13 protein-coding genes are annotated in these 14,932 nt (G+C 70.0%); 8 read left to right on the top strand and 5 right to left on the bottom strand.

What is annotated here, in order from left to right; all coding sequences use genetic code 11:
- Positions 1–75 precede the first annotated feature (75 nt).
- Entirely contained in the window at positions 76–549 is a 474-nt protein-coding gene (locus IE246_RS00900; protein ID WP_189987019.1) for a methylated-DNA--[protein]-cysteine S-methyltransferase, read from the bottom strand.
- 198 nt (positions 550–747) lie between these two features.
- Between IE246_RS00900 and mnmE the strand changes: the two genes are divergently transcribed.
- The 5 genes from mnmE (at position 748) to IE246_RS00875 (ending at position 6,670) form a co-directional block, all read left to right on the top strand.
- Complete coding sequence (gene mnmE, locus IE246_RS00895; RefSeq protein ID WP_189987018.1) at positions 748–2,091, top strand: tRNA uridine-5-carboxymethylaminomethyl(34) synthesis GTPase MnmE; 1,344 nt, start codon at positions 748–750, stop codon at positions 2,089–2,091.
- An 84-nt stretch (positions 2,092–2,175) separates the two neighbouring features.
- Positions 2,176–4,080, top strand: a complete 1,905-nt coding sequence (gene mnmG, locus IE246_RS00890) for a tRNA uridine-5-carboxymethylaminomethyl(34) synthesis enzyme MnmG (RefSeq protein WP_189987017.1) — start codon at positions 2,176–2,178, stop codon at positions 4,078–4,080.
- Positions 4,077–4,682: a 16S rRNA (guanine(527)-N(7))-methyltransferase RsmG gene (gene rsmG, locus IE246_RS00885; protein ID WP_189987016.1), complete on the top strand. Its 606-nt coding sequence runs from the start codon at positions 4,077–4,079 to the stop codon at positions 4,680–4,682. The genes mnmG and rsmG overlap by 4 nt, the downstream gene beginning before the upstream one ends.
- Positions 4,675–5,493: a ParA family protein gene (locus IE246_RS00880; protein WP_189987015.1), complete on the top strand. Its 819-nt coding sequence runs from the start codon at positions 4,675–4,677 to the stop codon at positions 5,491–5,493. Before rsmG ends, IE246_RS00880 begins: the two co-directional genes overlap by 8 nt.
- 34 nt (positions 5,494–5,527) lie before the next feature.
- Entirely contained in the window at positions 5,528–6,670 is a 1,143-nt protein-coding gene (locus IE246_RS00875) for a ParB/RepB/Spo0J family partition protein (protein WP_189987014.1), read from the top strand.
- 3 nt (positions 6,671–6,673) lie between these two features.
- Here the strand turns inward: IE246_RS00875 and holA are convergent, their stop codons facing one another.
- The 4 genes from holA to IE246_RS00855 form a co-directional block, all read right to left on the bottom strand.
- Positions 6,674–7,714 carry a DNA polymerase III subunit delta gene (gene holA, locus IE246_RS00870; RefSeq protein WP_189987013.1) on the bottom strand — a complete coding sequence of 347 codons (1,041 nt, stop codon included), beginning with the start codon at positions 7,712–7,714 and terminating at the stop codon, positions 6,674–6,676.
- Complete coding sequence (gene lptE / locus IE246_RS00865) at positions 7,711–8,226, bottom strand: LPS assembly lipoprotein LptE (RefSeq protein WP_189987012.1); 516 nt, start codon at positions 8,224–8,226, stop codon at positions 7,711–7,713. Before lptE ends, holA begins: the two co-directional genes overlap by 4 nt.
- Before the next feature lies 1 nt (position 8,227).
- A complete protein-coding gene (gene leuS / locus IE246_RS00860; RefSeq protein WP_373297838.1) occupies positions 8,228–10,792 on the bottom strand; it encodes a leucine--tRNA ligase in 2,565 nt (854 codons plus the stop codon).
- A gap of 72 nt (positions 10,793–10,864) precedes the next feature.
- Positions 10,865–11,398 carry a DUF3576 domain-containing protein gene (locus IE246_RS00855; protein WP_229836182.1) on the bottom strand — a complete coding sequence of 178 codons (534 nt, stop codon included), beginning with the start codon at positions 11,396–11,398 and terminating at the stop codon, positions 10,865–10,867.
- Between the two features lie 267 nt (positions 11,399–11,665).
- Between IE246_RS00855 and IE246_RS00850 the strand changes: the two genes are divergently transcribed.
- The 3 genes from IE246_RS00850 to IE246_RS00840 all read left to right on the top strand — a co-directional run bounded on the left by IE246_RS00850 (position 11,666) and on the right by IE246_RS00840 (position 14,926).
- Positions 11,666–12,772 (top strand): porin, encoded by a 1,107-nt coding sequence (locus tag IE246_RS00850; RefSeq protein ID WP_189987010.1) that lies wholly within the window; start codon positions 11,666–11,668, stop codon positions 12,770–12,772.
- A gap of 113 nt (positions 12,773–12,885) precedes the next feature.
- Positions 12,886–14,070, top strand: coding sequence for a JmjC domain-containing protein (locus IE246_RS00845; protein WP_189987009.1), 1,185 nt, complete (start codon positions 12,886–12,888; stop codon positions 14,068–14,070).
- 7 nt (positions 14,071–14,077) lie between these two features.
- A complete protein-coding gene (locus tag IE246_RS00840; RefSeq protein WP_189987008.1) occupies positions 14,078–14,926 on the top strand; it encodes a sulfotransferase domain-containing protein in 849 nt (282 codons plus the stop codon).
- The last annotated feature ends 6 nt before the right edge of the window (positions 14,927–14,932 follow it).

The raw sequence follows: 14,932 nt of genomic DNA, 5'->3' as shown, positions 1-14,932 counted from the left end.
GGAGGCGAAACCCTAGGACGCACGGTCGCCCAGCGTCTACAGGCCAGGATCCAGGGGAGTTGGAACGTCAGGACGTCAGAACAGCCGGGTCTGGCCGCGCTCGAAGTCGAGCAGCCACTGCTTGGTGGCGACGCCCTCGGCCCCGGAGAACCCGACCAGCTTGCCGTCGGAGCCGACCACCCGGTGGCACGGCACGATGATCGGGATCGGGTTGCGGCCGCAGGCGCCGCCGACCGCCCGGGCGACGCCGCCGGTGAGGGCCGCGAGATCGCCGTAGGTTCGGGTCTGGCCCCACGGGATGTCGAGCATGGCGTTCCAGATCGCGCGCTCGAACTCGCTGCCGCCGCGGAACCGCAGAGGAACGTCGAACCGGGTGAGGGTGCCGGCGAAATAGGCCTCGAGCTGGGCGGCTGTTTCACGTGAAACGGCGTCGCTCTCCGCCGCCTCAACGATCGTTCCGGGATCGATCCAGGTCACCCGGACGATGGATTCGCCGTCGCTGACCGCGCGGACCCGTCCGGTCGGGGTGTCGAGATCGCTGGCCGCCATTCGGCCTCTCCCTTGCGACTGCCCGCCGGGCGGTGTGCCGGCGGCCTTGACGGTGGCGAACGGGCCGTTCATCACCCCGGTCTGGGGCGGGCGGTGCTGCGGCCACTCGCCGGATCTTAGACGGCCGGAGCCCGGGCCTGAACGACAATCGGACCGACGCCCGGGGCCCAACCGGCGGAGACCGACCAGGGGGACCGGATGACGGCGACGGACGACGGTGACGGCGACAGCATCGTGGCGGTGGCGACGGCCCCGGGGCGGGCCGGCGTCGCGGTGATCAGGCTGTCCGGACCGGCCGCCCGCCCGACGCTGGCGGCCCTGGCGGGCCGGATCCCGGAGCCGCGGCGACTGACCCGGGCGCTGATCCGCCATCCGGTGTCCACGGAGCCGCTCGACGACGCCCTGGTGGCGCTGTTCCCGGGCCCGGCAAGCTTCACCGGCGAGGACGTCGCCGAATTCCACGTCCATGGCGGCCGCGCGGTACCGGCGGCGGTTCTGGCGGCGCTGCTCGGGTTGCCGGGGGTCCGGCCGGCCGAACCGGGGGAATTCACCCGGCGGGCGTTCCTGAACGATCGAATCGACCTGACCGCCGCCGAGGGGATCCTCGACCTGATCGACGCCGAGACCGAGGCTCAGCGCCGCCAAGCCCTGCGGCAGGCGTCGGGCGGGCTGGCGGCGGTGTACGAGGCCTGGCGCGGCGAACTGGTGACCGCGATGGCCCGGCTGGAGGCCTGGATCGACTTTCCCGACGAAGACTTGCCGGGAGACGTGCTCGACGCGGTGCTGGACGGCCTCGGCCGGCTGACCGGGGACTTCCAACGGCATCTCGCCGATTCCCAGCGCGGGGAGCGCCTGCGGGAAGGGCTGCGTATAGCCATTGTCGGACCCCCGAATGCCGGCAAGTCATCCCTGCTGAACTGGCTTGCAAAGCGGGACGTAGCCATCGTCAGCGCGACTGCCGGGACGACCCGGGATGTCCTGGAGGTATACCTGGATATAAATGGGTATCCGGCCACGGTAGCGGACACCGCCGGATTGCGCGAAACCGCCGATTCGGTGGAGCAGGAGGGGGTCCGGCGGGCCCTGGCGCGGGCCGAGGATGCCGACCTGCGGCTGCTGGTGGTGGATTGGAGCGCCGGCGCTGACGCTCGCGCGGGCGTCGACCGATGGCTGGGAGCCGATACGATCGCGGTCGCCAACAAGATCGACCGGGGCGGCACGCCGCCCGAGCCGTGGATTCCGGTTTCCGTGACCACCGGAGCGGGCCTTGACCGCCTGATCGAGCGGCTGGGCGGCGAGCTCGAGGCCCGGATGGCGGTGCGGGAGACGCCGGCCCTGACCCGTGAGCGCCACCGGCACGCGGTTGGCCAGGCCGGAGAGGCCGTCGATCGCGCGATCGACGGGCTCAGGGCCGGGATACCGCTGGAACTGCCGGCCGAGGACCTGCGATTGGCGGCCCGAATGCTCGGACGGATCACCGGAAAGGTCGATGTCGAGGAGATCCTGGACGCGGTGTTCCGGGAATTCTGCGTCGGGAAGTGACCGGTCGGCAGTCGGACTGGTGTTTCACGTGAAACATCGCCGTCCGGCTTTGACAGGTCGAGGCGGACGCCGTATCTCCTGGGCATGGGCGACATCGCGACAGCGACGGGATACGACGTCATCGTCGTGGGCGGCGGCCACGCAGGCTGCGAGGCGGCCGCTGCGGCGGCGCGCATCGGTGCCCGGACCCTGCTGCTGACCCACCGGATCGACACCATGGGGGCGATGTCCTGCAACCCCGCGATCGGCGGGCTGGGCAAGGGCCATCTGGTCCGCGAGATCGACGCGCTCGACGGCATCATGGCGCGGGCGATCGACCGGGCGGGCATCCAGTTCCGGGTACTGAACCGCTCCAAGGGCCCGGCGGTCCGCGGTCCGCGGGCCCAGGCCGACCGGGCCCTGTACAAGCGAGCGATCGCCGAGATCCTGGCCGAGTTCGAGGCCCTGACGATCGAGGCGGGGGCGGTCGAGGACCTGGTGCTCCGCGACGGTCGCTGTGTCGGGGTGCGGCTGGGGGACGGCGCGGAACGGCGGGCGGCGGCGGTGGTGCTGACCACCGGGACCTTTCTGCGCGGCGAGATCCATCTGGGCGAGGAACGGCGGCCGGCCGGCCGGGTCGGCGACGCGCCGGCAATCGGGTTGGCCCGGACCCTGGAGGCGCTGGGGTTCCCGCTCGGGCGACTGAAGACCGGGACCCCGCCACGGCTCGACGGCCGGACCATCGACTGGTCCGGGCTGGAGCCGCAGCCGGGCGACGATCCGCCGGAGCCGTTCTCGACCCTGACCGAGCGGATCGCGGTGCCGCAGACGGTCTGCCACATCACCTATACGTCCGAGCGCGCCCACGATCTGATCCGGGCGAACCTGCACAGGGCGCCGATGTATTCCGGCCAGATCAGTGGCACCGGCCCGCGCTATTGTCCGTCGATCGAGGACAAGGTGGTTCGGTTCGCCGACAAACCGCGCCACCAGATCTTCCTGGAACCCGAGGGACTCGACGATCCGACGGTCTATCCGAACGGAATCTCGACCTCGCTACCGCGGGATGTCCAGGATGCCGTGGTGGCCTCGATACCGGGCCTGGAGCAGGCAAAGATCCTGCAGCACGGATACGCCATCGAGTATGACTATGTCGATCCCCGCGACCTCCGGGCGACCCTGGAGACCCACCGCCTGCCGGGGCTTTACCTGGCCGGGCAGATCAACGGCACCACGGGCTATGAAGAGGCCGCGGCCCAGGGGCTGATCGCCGGTGCCAACGCCGCGCTGGCGGCCGGCGGAAGCGATGCGCTCTCGATCGACCGGGCCGACGGCTATATGGGCGTGATGGTCGACGACCTGATCACCCGGGGCGCGCCGGAACCGTACCGGATGTTCACCTCGCGCGCGGAGTATCGCCTGCGGTTGCGGGCCGATAACGCCGATCAGCGCCTGACCGCGAAGGGGCGGGAGATCGGTCTGGTCGGAAACCGGCGGTGGGCGGCCTACGAGGCCAAGCGCGAATCGCTCCGTGTTTCACGTGAAACACTCGAAGGGCTGGCCGGGACGCCGCAGGAACTGGGGCGGCGGGGCATTGCGGTGAACCAGGACGGTCAGCGGCGCAGCGCCTGGAATCTTCTCGGCCACGCCGCGGTGTCGCGCGCGCAGATCCTGGCCGCCTGGCCGGAGATCGCCGCGATCCCGGGGCCGATCCTGGAGCAGCTGGCGATCGAGGCCCTGTACGCCGGATACCTGGACCGCCAGGAAGCCGACGTCCGGGCGTTCCGCCGGGACGAGGCCCTTGCGCTGCCGGAGACCCTGAACCCGGACGAGATCGGCTCCCTGTCGGCCGAGATCCGCGACATCCTGCGTCGGGCGAGGCCACGGACCCTCGGTCAGGCGGCCCGACTACCGGGCGTGACGCCAGCCGCTACCCTGGCGTTGCTGCGCTACCTGAAGACACGAAATCCGCGGTCTTCCGAGGGTTCCGGGGAGACCGACGCGGCATGACACCGTCAGATGTCCAGCAAAAGATCGGGTTCGACGACGCTACGCGGGCCCGGCTCGAGGCCTATGTGGCGCTGCTGACGAAGTGGCAGGCCCGGATCAACCTGGTGGCGCCGGCGACGCTACCCGAAGTCTGGAACCGCCATGTCCTGGACTCCGCGCAGCTGCTGTCGTACATGGCCGGACATCCCGGTCCGGTGCTCGACCTGGGGTCCGGTGCCGGCTTTCCCGGCCTGGTGCTGGCGGTCCTCGGCCGCGACGACGTGATTCTGGTCGAGGCCGACCGGCGCAAGGCGGCGTTTCTCCAGGAAGCGGCCCGGGCGACCGGGACCAAGGTCCGTATCGAGGCCTGCCGTATCGAGGCACTACGCCCGATTCGCGCCGGCATCGTCACCGCGCGGGCCCTCGCGACGGTATCGGAGCTCATGCACTACGCCCGTCCATTCACCGACGAATCAACCCTCTACCTGTTCCTCAAGGGAGAGCGTGCGGATGACGAGTTGACTACCGCGCGAGAACGCTGGAACATGACGGTTGACAAGGCCCCGAGCCTGAGTGACGCGCGCGGGGTCATACTCCGGTTGGAGGGTGTGACCGATGTCTGACCTGGCTTCCTCGGCGGTAGTGGCACCGCGCATCCTGGCGATCGTCAACCAGAAGGGCGGGGTCGGCAAGACGACGACCGCCGTCAACCTGGCGACCGCGATGGCCGCCTGCCGCAAGCGGGTGCTGGTGATCGACCTCGACCCGCAGGGCAACGCCTCGACCGGTTTCGGCATTCCGCGCAAAGCCCGCGAGGCGGATTCCTACGCCGTGCTGATCGGCGAGGCGTCGATCGCCGAGGCGGCGATCGAGACCGCGGTGCCGGGGCTGGAGATCGTGCCGGCCTCGCCGGACCTGTCCGGCGCCGAGATCGAGCTGGTCGCCATGGAGCATCGCGAGTTCCGGCTGCGCGAGGCCGTGGTCCGGCACGTCGCGGCATCGCCCTACGACTACATCCTGATCGACTGCCCGCCGTCGCTCGGCCTGCTGACCCTCAACGCGCTGGTCGCGGCGGATGCCGTGCTGGTGCCGCTGCAGTGCGAGTTCTACGCGCTGGAAGGGTTGTCGCAGCTGATCCGGACGGTCGAGCGGGTCCGCAAGGCGCTGAACCCGAGCCTGGAGATCCAGGGGGTGGTGCTGACCATGTTCGATCGCCGCAACAACCTCTCGGAGCAGGTCGCCGCCGACGTGCGCGGGCATTTCGGCGACGTGGTGTACCGCACGGTGATCCCGCGCAACGTGCGGATCTCCGAGGCCCCGTCCTACGGCAAGCCGGTGATCGTGTACGATACCGGCTGCACCGGCGCCCGCGCCTATCTCGACCTCGCCCGCGAGGTTTTGAGGCGCGAGCAGTCGCTCGCAGACGCCGCCTGACTCGACGCCGCCTGAGCAGAAGGCTTCCGACCGCATGACCGACGACTCCACCCGCCGCCGATCGAACAAGCTCGGACGCGGCCTGTCCGCGCTGCTCGGCGACGAGGAGGAGGATCAGGCCCAGCTCGACCGGCTGCGGCAGACCCGGTCGCTGCCGGTCGAGCGGCTGGCCCCGGGGCCGTTCCAGCCGCGCCGCCGGTTCGATGCCGAGGACCTGTCGGAGCTGGCCGAGAGCATCCGCGAGCAGGGGGTGCTGCAGCCGGTGCTGGTGCGCCGTGCCGCCGACGGCGAGACCTACGAGATCATCGCCGGCGAACGCCGCTGGCGGGCCGCCCAGCTCGCCCAGCTGCACGAGATCCCGGTGCTGGTACGCGAGTTCGACGACCGCACCGCCATGGAGATCGCGCTGGTCGAGAACGTCCAGCGCCGCGACCTGACCGCCCTCGAGGAGGCCGACGGCTACCACCGGCTGATCGCGGAGTACGGGCACTCCCAGGAGGACATCGCCAGGGCGGTCGGGAAGAGCCGCAGCCACGTCGCCAACACCCTGCGCCTGCTGAACCTGCCGACCGAGGTCCGCGCGCTGCTGGAGGACGGCCAGCTCACCGCCGGCCACGCCCGGGCGCTGCTCGGCCAGGACGACGCGGCCGAGCTGGCGCGCGAGGTGGTGACCCGCAAGCTGAACGTCCGCGACACCGAGAAGCTGGTGCAGCGTCGGCGCATGGAGCCGTCGGCGCCGCGCCCGCGCAAGCCGCGCGGCCAGGGGGGCGGGCAGGCGGCCGACAAGGATCCGGACACCCTGGCGGTCGAGAGGGATCTCGGCGACCGGCTCGGCCTCGCGGTCTCGATCGACCACGACGCCGGCTCGGGCGGCGGCAGCGTTACGGTCCGCTACAGCGATCTCGACCAGCTCGATCTGGTGATCGAGCGGCTGTCGGGGATCTCGACCGGCAGCGCCGTGGCAGCGCCGGCCGCGGAGGAGGACGACGAGGGCCCGCCGCGCTGGTCGTTCGACGACGACGAGGAGGACGTCTCGGGGGTCGATCTCGAGGACTCCGAGACCGCCGCCGCCGACGAGCCCGGGGAAGGGTCGGCACTCGACCGGGCCTGGGCCCAGCTCGGCGACGACGAGGAAGACGAGGATCCCGACGACCCGCTCGTTCCGAAAGCGGAATAGGGCTCAGCGGCTGCGGCGGGCGGCCCGCAGGGCCATGCGGGCGACGTCGATCAGGGCCTGCCCGCATTCCGCCTGATCCGGAAACCCGGTGGTCTTGCAGCGGATCTCGGCCTCGCCGAGGCGGGCCAGGGCGGCCGCCAGCGCGCTCGGATTCCAGCGTGCGACCTGCCGGGTCATCGGCTCGACGGCCTTGAAGAACACCGGCGGCCGCAAGGACTTGACCGCATCGGCCGGGCTCCGGCCCTCGGCCGCCCGGCTGGCCGCCAAGTGCAGGCGCTGGAAGTATCCCTGGGCCTGGCGCAGAACCCGGATCGGCGACTCGCCCTGGCGAAACGCCCGGTCCAGACCCGGAACGATCCCGTCGGGGCGGCCCTCGGCGGCGGCCGAGACCAGGGCGTCGATCTCCAGGGCGGCGCTGTCGCCGACCGCCTCCATGGCGGTTTCCAGGTCGATCGTCCCGCCCGGCCCGACCAGCAGCGCCAGCTTGTCGATCTCGGTGCGGGTCGCCATGCGGTCGTTGCCGAGCCGTTCCGACAGCAGCTGGACGGCGTCCGGCGCGATCCGCACGCCGGCCGCCTCCAGGGTCTCGCGGATGACCCGGGAGACGTCGCGCGCCTCGTCGGCGTAGCAGGCGATCGCCGCCAGGTCGGTGCGCTTGTCCTCGAACAGCTTGCGCAGGCCGGTCCCGGCCTTGAGCTCGCCGGCCTCGACCACGATCAGGGTGTCGGTTTCCGGCCCGTCGAAGGCGTTGCCGAGCGCGTCGGCGGTGCGGTCGCGGGCGTCGCGCAGGCGGACCAGGCGGCGCCCGCCCATCAGCGACCGGGCCGCGGCCTCGTCGGCCAGCCGGGCCGGATCGGCCTCGGCCTCCTCGCCGGACAGCACGGTGACGTTGAAGGGATCGGCGAGGTCCGCCACCACGGTGCGGCCGAGACGCTCGGCGGTCTCCCGAACCTTGCCGCCGTCGGGCCCGTAGACCAGGACGCCGCGGAGCCCGGCCGGCGGCCGCTTGACGAAGCCGTCGAGCTCGCGCGGCTGGACCTTCATCCGCCGCGCTTGAAGAACAGCCCGAGGCGCAGGCGGATGTCCTCGGCGATGCCGGTGACCACGCGGCGACGGGCGTCCTCCTCGGCCTGCAGCGAGGCGAATTCGGACGAGCTGATCGAGTAGCTGGCGATCCGCCGGGACTGGCCCTTGGTCGCCGGCGCGTCGGTCGCGAGGTCGACCAGCACCCATTTGGCGTCGCCGACGTACTTGGCGAAGGTCGCGGTGGCGTCGCGCAGGATCACCAGGTCGTTCTTGGTCTCCTTGAACGACACGTCCAGCCGCCAGCGCGGCTTGTCCGGCAGCCCGGTCGGGACCAGCCGGTCGCGCAGTTCGTTGCGCAGCATCTGGCCGGCCCGGTCCGGGATCGGCGGAATGCTGATCTGCGCCATCTCCGGGGTCGCCGCCGGGCCGCCGCGCCCGCTGCCGTACAGCGGCTGGAAGCCGCAGCCCGCCAGCAGCGCCGGCAGCATCCCCAGCAGCGAGCGGCGCCCGACGGTTCCAGGCCAGCCCATCTCAGGCCACCAGGTTGACGATCTTGTTGGGTACCGCGATCACCTTGCGCGGCTGCTTGCCGTCGAGCTGCTTCTGGACGTTCGGATGCCCGAGTGCCTGCTCGATCAGGGCGTCCTTGCCGGTGTCCTTGGCGACCTCGATGGTGGCCCGCAGCTTGCCGTTGATCTGCACCGCGATGGTGACCGTCTCGTCCTCCGCCAGCGCCGGATCGGCGTCCGGCCAGGGCGTCTCGGCCAGCATGGTCGTGTGCCCGAGACGGACCCACAGCTCCTCGGCGACGTGCGGCATCATCGGCGCCAGCAGGCGCACGGCGGTCTCCCAGCCGAACCGCAGCACCCAGGCCTCGCCGGCGCCCTTGCCGTCGAGCGCGAACAGCAGGTTGGTCAGCTCGCGGATCTGCGCCACCGCGGTGTTGAAGCGGAACCGCTCGATCGCGTCGGCGACGCCGAGGATGGTCTTGTGGCAGGCCCGCCAGGCCTGCTCGGCGGCCGGCGACAGCTCGGTCGGCTTGGGCGTCCCCGGCGGCGGCAATGCGATATCTGACTCGGTGATCGCGCGCCACAGCCTGTTGAGGTAGCGCCAGGCGCCGTCGACTCCGGCCTCGGTCCACTCCAGGTCGCGTTCCGGCGGGCTGTCCGACAGCATGAACAGCCGCGCGGTGTCGGCCCCGTAGGCGTCGATGATGTTCGCCGGGTCGACGGTGTTGCGCTTCGATTTCGACATCTTCTCGACGCGGCCGACCGTCACCGGCTTGCCGCCGTCGACGGTGACCGTGGCTCCGCCGTCGCCCTTGGCGACCTCGGACGGGTACAGCCACTTGCCGTCCGGGCCCTTGTAGGTCTCGTGGCAGACCATGCCCTGGGTGACCAGGCCGGCGAACGGCTCGGCGATGCCGAGATAGCCGCAGTCGCGCAGGGCCCGGGTGAAGAACCGCGAGTACAGCAGGTGCAGCACGGCGTGCTCGACGCCGCCGATGTACTGGTCGACCGGCAGCCAGTAGTCGGCCTCGGCGCGTCCGAACGCGGTCTCGGCCTGGGCGTCGGCGAACCGGGCGAAGTACCAGGACGACTCGAAGAAGGTGTCGAAAGTGTCGGTCTCGCGCCGGGCGTCGGCCCCGCAGCTCGGGCAGGTCGTGTGCTTCCAGCTCGGGTGCCGGTCGAGCGGGTTGCCCGGGCTGTCGAAGTCGACGTCCTGGGGCAGGGTGACCGGCAGCTGGTCCTCCGGCACCGGCACCGGTCCGCAGGACTCGCAGTGGATGATCGGGATCGGGCAGCCCCAGTAGCGCTGGCGCGACACGCCCCAGTCGCGCAGCCGCCAGGTGATGGTGCCCTCGCCGCGGCCGATCGCCGTCAGCCGCTCGGCGACGGCGGCCTTGGCGGCCTCGACCTCCATGCCGTCGAGAAAGTCCGAGTTGTAGATGGTGCCGGGGCCGACATAGGCCTCGTCGCCGACCGCGAAGGCGGCCGGGTCGGCCTTCGGCGGCAGCACCACCGGGATCACCGGGAGTTCGTACTTGCGGGCGAAGTCCAGGTCGCGCTGGTCGTGCGCCGGGCAGCCGAAGATCGCCCCGGTGCCGTACTCCATCAGCACGAAGTTGGCGACGTAGACCGGCAGGGTGACGCCGTCGCGGAACGGGTGCCGGACCCGCAGCGGCGTCAGGTAGCCCTTCTTCTCGGCGGTCTCGATGTCGGCTTCGCTGGTGCTGGAGCGGTTGCACTCGGCGACGAAGGCCGCCAGGGCCGGGTCCTTCTCGGCGAACTCCGCGACCAGCGGATGATTGGCCGAGACCGCGCAGAAGCTGGCGCCGAACAGGGTGTCCGGGCGGGTCGTGAAGATCTCCAGGACGTCGTCGCGGCCGACCAGCTCGAACCGGACGCGCGCGCCTTCCGACCGGCCGATCCAGTTGTGCTGCATCAGCCGGACCTTGTCGGGCCAGCGCTCCAGGCCCTCCAGCGCGTCCAGCAGGTCCTGGGCGTAGTGGGTGATGCGCAGGAACCACTGGCTGAGCTTGCGCTTCTCGACCAGGGCGCCGGACCGCCAGCCGCGGCCGTCGATCACCTGCTCGTTGGCCAGCACGGTGTTCTCGACCGGATCCCAGTTGACCCAGCTCTCCTTCCGGTAGGCCAGGCCGGCCTTCAGGAAGTCCAGGAACATCTTCTGCTCGTGGCGGTAGTAGCTGGGATCGCAGGTCGCCACCTCGCGCCGCCAGTCGTAGCTCAGGCCCATGCCCCTGAGCTGCTCGCGCATGGCCTCGATGTTCTCCCGGGTCCAGCCGGCCGGATGGACCCCGCGCTCGATCGCGGCGTTCTCGGCCGGCAGCCCGAAGGCGTCCCAGCCCATCGGGTGCAGGACGTTGAAGCCCTTGGCCTTCTTGTAGCGCGCCACGACGTCGCCGAGGGTGTAGTTGCGCACGTGGCCCATGTGGATGCGGCCCGACGGGTACGGGAACATCTCCAGCACGTAGTATTTCGGCTTGCCCGGGTCGGCCTCGACCTCGAAGCATCCGGCCTCGGACCAGCGCTGCTGCCAGCGGGACTCGGTTTCCTTGACGTTGTAGCGCGCCATGCGGTCGGTCTTTCGAATACGGGGTCGGCGGAAGATCGGGGGCGGGACCGGCGGGCGGTCCCCGCCGCCGGGTCACGAGGCGGTCTGCTGGATCCGGATCTGCCGGGCCCGGGTCAGGATCGCGTCTTCCAGGTCCTTGCCGAGCTTCGGCTCGACCGCGGCGTCGATCCACTGCCCGTCCGGGGTCCGCTGCTGCCGGAACACGTTGGCCCGGACGCCGTCGGAGCGCAGGGCGCGGTCGAGGATGTAGACGGTGATCTTGAACCGTTCGCCCTGGGACTGCGGCGGGGTATACCAGTCGGTGATGATGACCCCGCCGAACGGGTCGGCCGAGGACAGCGGTATGAACGACAGGGTGTCGAGCGAGGCCCGCCACAGGAACGCGTTGACCGCGACCCCGCCGCCGCCGGTGTCCGGCGCACTGCCCTTGCCGAGCGAGAAGATGTCCAGACCGTCGGGTCCGGTCAGCTTCTCCTGCTTCTCGTAGGTCGGTTTGCCGCCCGGCCCCGTGGTCGGGTACGAGTATTCGACCGGGACGTCGGCGCAGCCGGCGACGAGCAGGGCGGCGGCGGCGAACGCGATGGTCGTTGATGTCCTGCGGGTCATGACACGGGTCCTCGACATTTGGCCCTTGTATTACCGGTGGCCGTTGCGCCACGCAATCGCCCCAGCAACGGGGCCGGCCAACGGGTTGTGGCATTTTCGTCACAATGAGACAGTTTTGCACCGGCTCAGTGGCGAGGTTTGTTGACGGTGCCGAAGCGCCGGAATAGCAATACCGGCGACGCGGCGACACAACGTCGGATGACGGACTCCGTCAAGCAAAGACGTCGTCGCGTGCCCGGAAAACACCTCGAACTCGGGAGTAGGGGAATGAAGAAGGTTCTTCTCGGCACGACGGCGATCGTCGCCGCGGGCATGATCGCCTCCAGCCCCGCCTCGGCGGCCGAAAAGATTTCGGCCAAGGTCGGCGGTTACATGGAGCAGTGGATTGGTTACGCGACGGTCGACCAGTCCGGTTCGACCCGTGATCTGGACGGCTTCGACGTCAAGTCGGACTCGGAAATCCACTTCACCGGTTCGACCACCCTGGACAACGGCATCGAGTTCGGTGTCAACGTCCAGCTGGAGGCCAACACCAACACCGGCGACCAGATCGACGAGTCGTATCTGATCGTGAAGGGCAGCTTCGGCGAGATCAATCTCGGTTCCGAAAACTCTGCCATGTACAAGATGCACTACGCCCCGACCGATTACGGCATCACCCTGAACTCGGGTGACCAGATCGACTGGGCCGGCGTCTCCGGGTCGGGCATCTCGACCGGCGGCTACTTCCGGAACCCGTACGGCTCGACCTACGCTGAGCCGGGTCAGGCCAACGACTCCGAGAAGCTGACCTACTACACGCCGCGCTTCGGCGGCTTCCAGGTCGGTGTGTCCTACTCGCCGGACGGCACCCAGGACAGCAACACCAGCCCGGACCGGAACGCGGCGGCGACCGACATGGTCGCCATCGGTGCCAACTTCAAGGGTGACTTCGCTGGCGCGTCGGTCGGTATCTCCGGCGGCTACGGCAAGTTCATGAACAGCGCGACCGGCTCCAGCAACGAGCCGGAGGCCTGGAACGTCGGTGCCAACATCGGCTTCGGCGGCTTCTCGTTCGGCGCGTCGTACGCGAACGCCGACGAGAACACCAACGGCTCGAACGGCGACGGCTACAACATCGGCGTCGCCTACTCGACCGGCCCGCTGGGCGTCAGCCTCACCTACTTCAACGGTGAGCGCGACGGCACCACCACCGCGGGTGTGACCACCGGCCACGCCGAGCAGAGCACTGTTCACCTGTCGGCCAACTACACCCTCGGCCCGGGCGTCACCGCTGCGGCGACCCTCGGCCACGCCAACTTCGAGTCGAACGACACCGGCGTGAGCGAGATCGAGGCCACCTACTTCGTCACCGGTATCAAGCTCAGCTTCTGATCTGAGATACGGGTTACGTGTAGTTCGGGGAGGAGCCGCCTTCGGGCGGCTCCTCTTCCATTTGGGGATCGGGCAGCCTAAAAGGGGTCGGCGTCACCAGGGGGAGAGCTGACATGGATGTCGACTTCGATCGGCTGTTCAAAGCGATCGACCGTCAGACCTTCGTGCGGGACTATCTCGACCAGCGCGTCTATCACGAGGCCGGCTCCGTGCAGGATGTCGGCCGTCTGTTTTCCTGGGCCAAGGTCAACGACCTGCTGGAGCGCCCGAAGCTGTGGGACGGCCACTCGGTGGAGATGGCGCTCGCCGGCCGGGTCCTGGAGCCCCGCGAATACTGCCGGCCCGGGATCGGCCGGACCGGCGAGCAGAACCTGCGGCCCGACCGCCAGCGGGTCACCGCCCTGCTGCAGAAGGGCGCCACCTTCGTGCTGGATTTCCTCGAGGGCATCGACCCCGAGATCGCCGCCGTCACCCGCTGCCTGGAGCGCCTGTTCGGCACCCACACCTCGTGCAACATGTACTGCTCCTGGCAGAGCGTGCCGGGCTACGCCTCGCATTTCGACACGATGGACGTGATCGCCATCCAGATCGAAGGCGAGAAGCGCTGGAACATCTACGAGGGGCGGTTCCGGGAAGCGACCTTCACGCCCGGCATCCGGCCCAGCGACTTCACCACCGAACAGCACGACCGGATGAAGGGCCGCGTCGCCCAGCAGATCACGACGCGCCCGGGCGACATCCTGTACCTGCCGCGCGGCGTCTACCACGACGCGCTCGCGACCGACGCCGCGTCGCTGCACCTGTCCTTCGGGGCGGCACCCCTGGTCGGGTTCACGGTGGTCAGCATGCTGGCGAGCGAGGCGCCGAAGCAGGAGTTCCTGCGCAGGCGGCTGCCGCACTTCGAGGACCGCGCCGAGCTGGCGGCGTACCTGGCGGCAGTCGGCGACCATGTGAAGGCGACGCTGAGCGATCCGGCGTTCGTCGACGGCGTGATCGACTACCAGCAGGGCCGGGTGTTCGAGAAGGTCACCGGCTACCGGTTCCCGGACCGCAGCGGCGACCGCTACTTCTACGTGTCGCGCCACCGGCCGGCGGTCGAGGGGACGCTGGCGCGCACCCGCGACGGCGGCGAGATCGCCGTGCCGGCGGAGGATCGCGCCATGTTCGACTGGATCGTGGAGCGCGAGGTGTTCTGGCTGTCCGAGCTGAACGCCGCCCACGGGGCGCGCGGCCCGGCCGGCGAACGGCTCCTGAAGACCCTGATCGACAATCGGGTGGTGTTCCCGATCCACGTCTGAGGCGGCAATGGCCGGCGGCATCCTCTGGCTCGCGTCGTATCCGAAGTCGGGCAATACCTGGGTCCGGATCTTCCTCGAGAACCTGTTCCGCGACGCCGCCCGGCCGGTGTCGATCAACGAGCTGAACGTCGTCGGCTTCGGCGACGCCCATATCCCGCTGTACGAGCGCATCGCCGGCCGGCCGGTGGCCGGGATGGACGACGCCGCGCTGCATGCGCTGCGCGAGCCGCTGCAGCGCCATCTCGCGAACCGGCCCGAGACCAGCATCGTCAAGACCCACAACATCCTGGCCGACTACGAAGGCCGGCCGCTGATCCATCTGGCCTACTCGATGGGCGCCATCTACATCGTCCGCAACGTGTTCGACGTCACGGTCTCGCTGGCCCGGCACTACGACCGCAGCGTCGCCGACACCGTGGAGGCGATCTGCTCGCCGGCGATGAAGACGCCGACGACCGCGGCGGCGGTGTTCCAGATCCTCGGACCGTGGTGGGACCACTACCGCTCCTGGACCACGGTGCCGGGCTTCCAGCCGCTGGTGCTGCGCTACGAGGACATGAAGGCCAAGCCCCTGAAGGCCTTCCAGAAGGTCGTGAAGTTCCTGAACCTGCCGGCCGGCCCGGACCGGGTGGCCAAGGCGGTGAAGTTCAGCAGCTTCGAGGAGGTGTCGCGCCAGGAGCGGGCCGCCGGCTTCCGCGAGCGCGTGCGCGCGGACCACGTATTCTTTCATTCCGGCCGGGTCGGCGGCTGGCGCCAGCACCTGTCCCAGGACCAGGTGGCCCGCCTGATCGACGTGCATGGCGAGGTGCTGCGCGAGCTCGGCTATCTCGACAAGCAGGGCCGCCCGACGGTCTGACCCGGC

Source organism: Thalassobaculum fulvum, assembly GCF_014652915.1.
GTDB classification, from domain to species: Bacteria; Pseudomonadota; Alphaproteobacteria; order Thalassobaculales; family Thalassobaculaceae; genus Thalassobaculum_A; species Thalassobaculum_A fulvum.
The sequence above is the reverse complement of the archived record's forward strand: the minus strand, read 5'-3'. Positions and strand labels throughout refer to the sequence as shown.

Coding starts and splice junctions, on each gene's coding strand:
- IE246_RS00880 (WP_189987015.1), top strand. CDS start 4,675: ATGTCTGACCTGGCTTCCTCGGCGGTAGTGGCACCGCGCATCCTGGCG.
- lptE (WP_189987012.1), bottom strand. CDS start 8,226: ATGGGCTGGCCTGGAACCGTCGGGCGCCGCTCGCTGCTGGGGATGCTG.
- IE246_RS00875 (WP_189987014.1), top strand. CDS start 5,528: ATGACCGACGACTCCACCCGCCGCCGATCGAACAAGCTCGGACGCGGC.
- IE246_RS00850 (WP_189987010.1), top strand. CDS start 11,666: ATGAAGAAGGTTCTTCTCGGCACGACGGCGATCGTCGCCGCGGGCATG.
- leuS (WP_373297838.1), bottom strand. CDS start 10,792: ATGGCGCGCTACAACGTCAAGGAAACCGAGTCCCGCTGGCAGCAGCGC.
- holA (WP_189987013.1), bottom strand. CDS start 7,714: ATGAAGGTCCAGCCGCGCGAGCTCGACGGCTTCGTCAAGCGGCCGCCG.
- mnmG (WP_189987017.1), top strand. CDS start 2,176: ATGGGCGACATCGCGACAGCGACGGGATACGACGTCATCGTCGTGGGC.
- IE246_RS00840 (WP_189987008.1), top strand. CDS start 14,078: ATGGCCGGCGGCATCCTCTGGCTCGCGTCGTATCCGAAGTCGGGCAAT.
- IE246_RS00855 (WP_229836182.1), bottom strand. CDS start 11,398: ATGACCCGCAGGACATCAACGACCATCGCGTTCGCCGCCGCCGCCCTG.
- rsmG (WP_189987016.1), top strand. CDS start 4,077: ATGACACCGTCAGATGTCCAGCAAAAGATCGGGTTCGACGACGCTACG.
- mnmE (WP_189987018.1), top strand. CDS start 748: ATGACGGCGACGGACGACGGTGACGGCGACAGCATCGTGGCGGTGGCG.
- IE246_RS00845 (WP_189987009.1), top strand. CDS start 12,886: ATGGATGTCGACTTCGATCGGCTGTTCAAAGCGATCGACCGTCAGACC.
- IE246_RS00900 (WP_189987019.1), bottom strand. CDS start 549: ATGGCGGCCAGCGATCTCGACACCCCGACCGGACGGGTCCGCGCGGTC.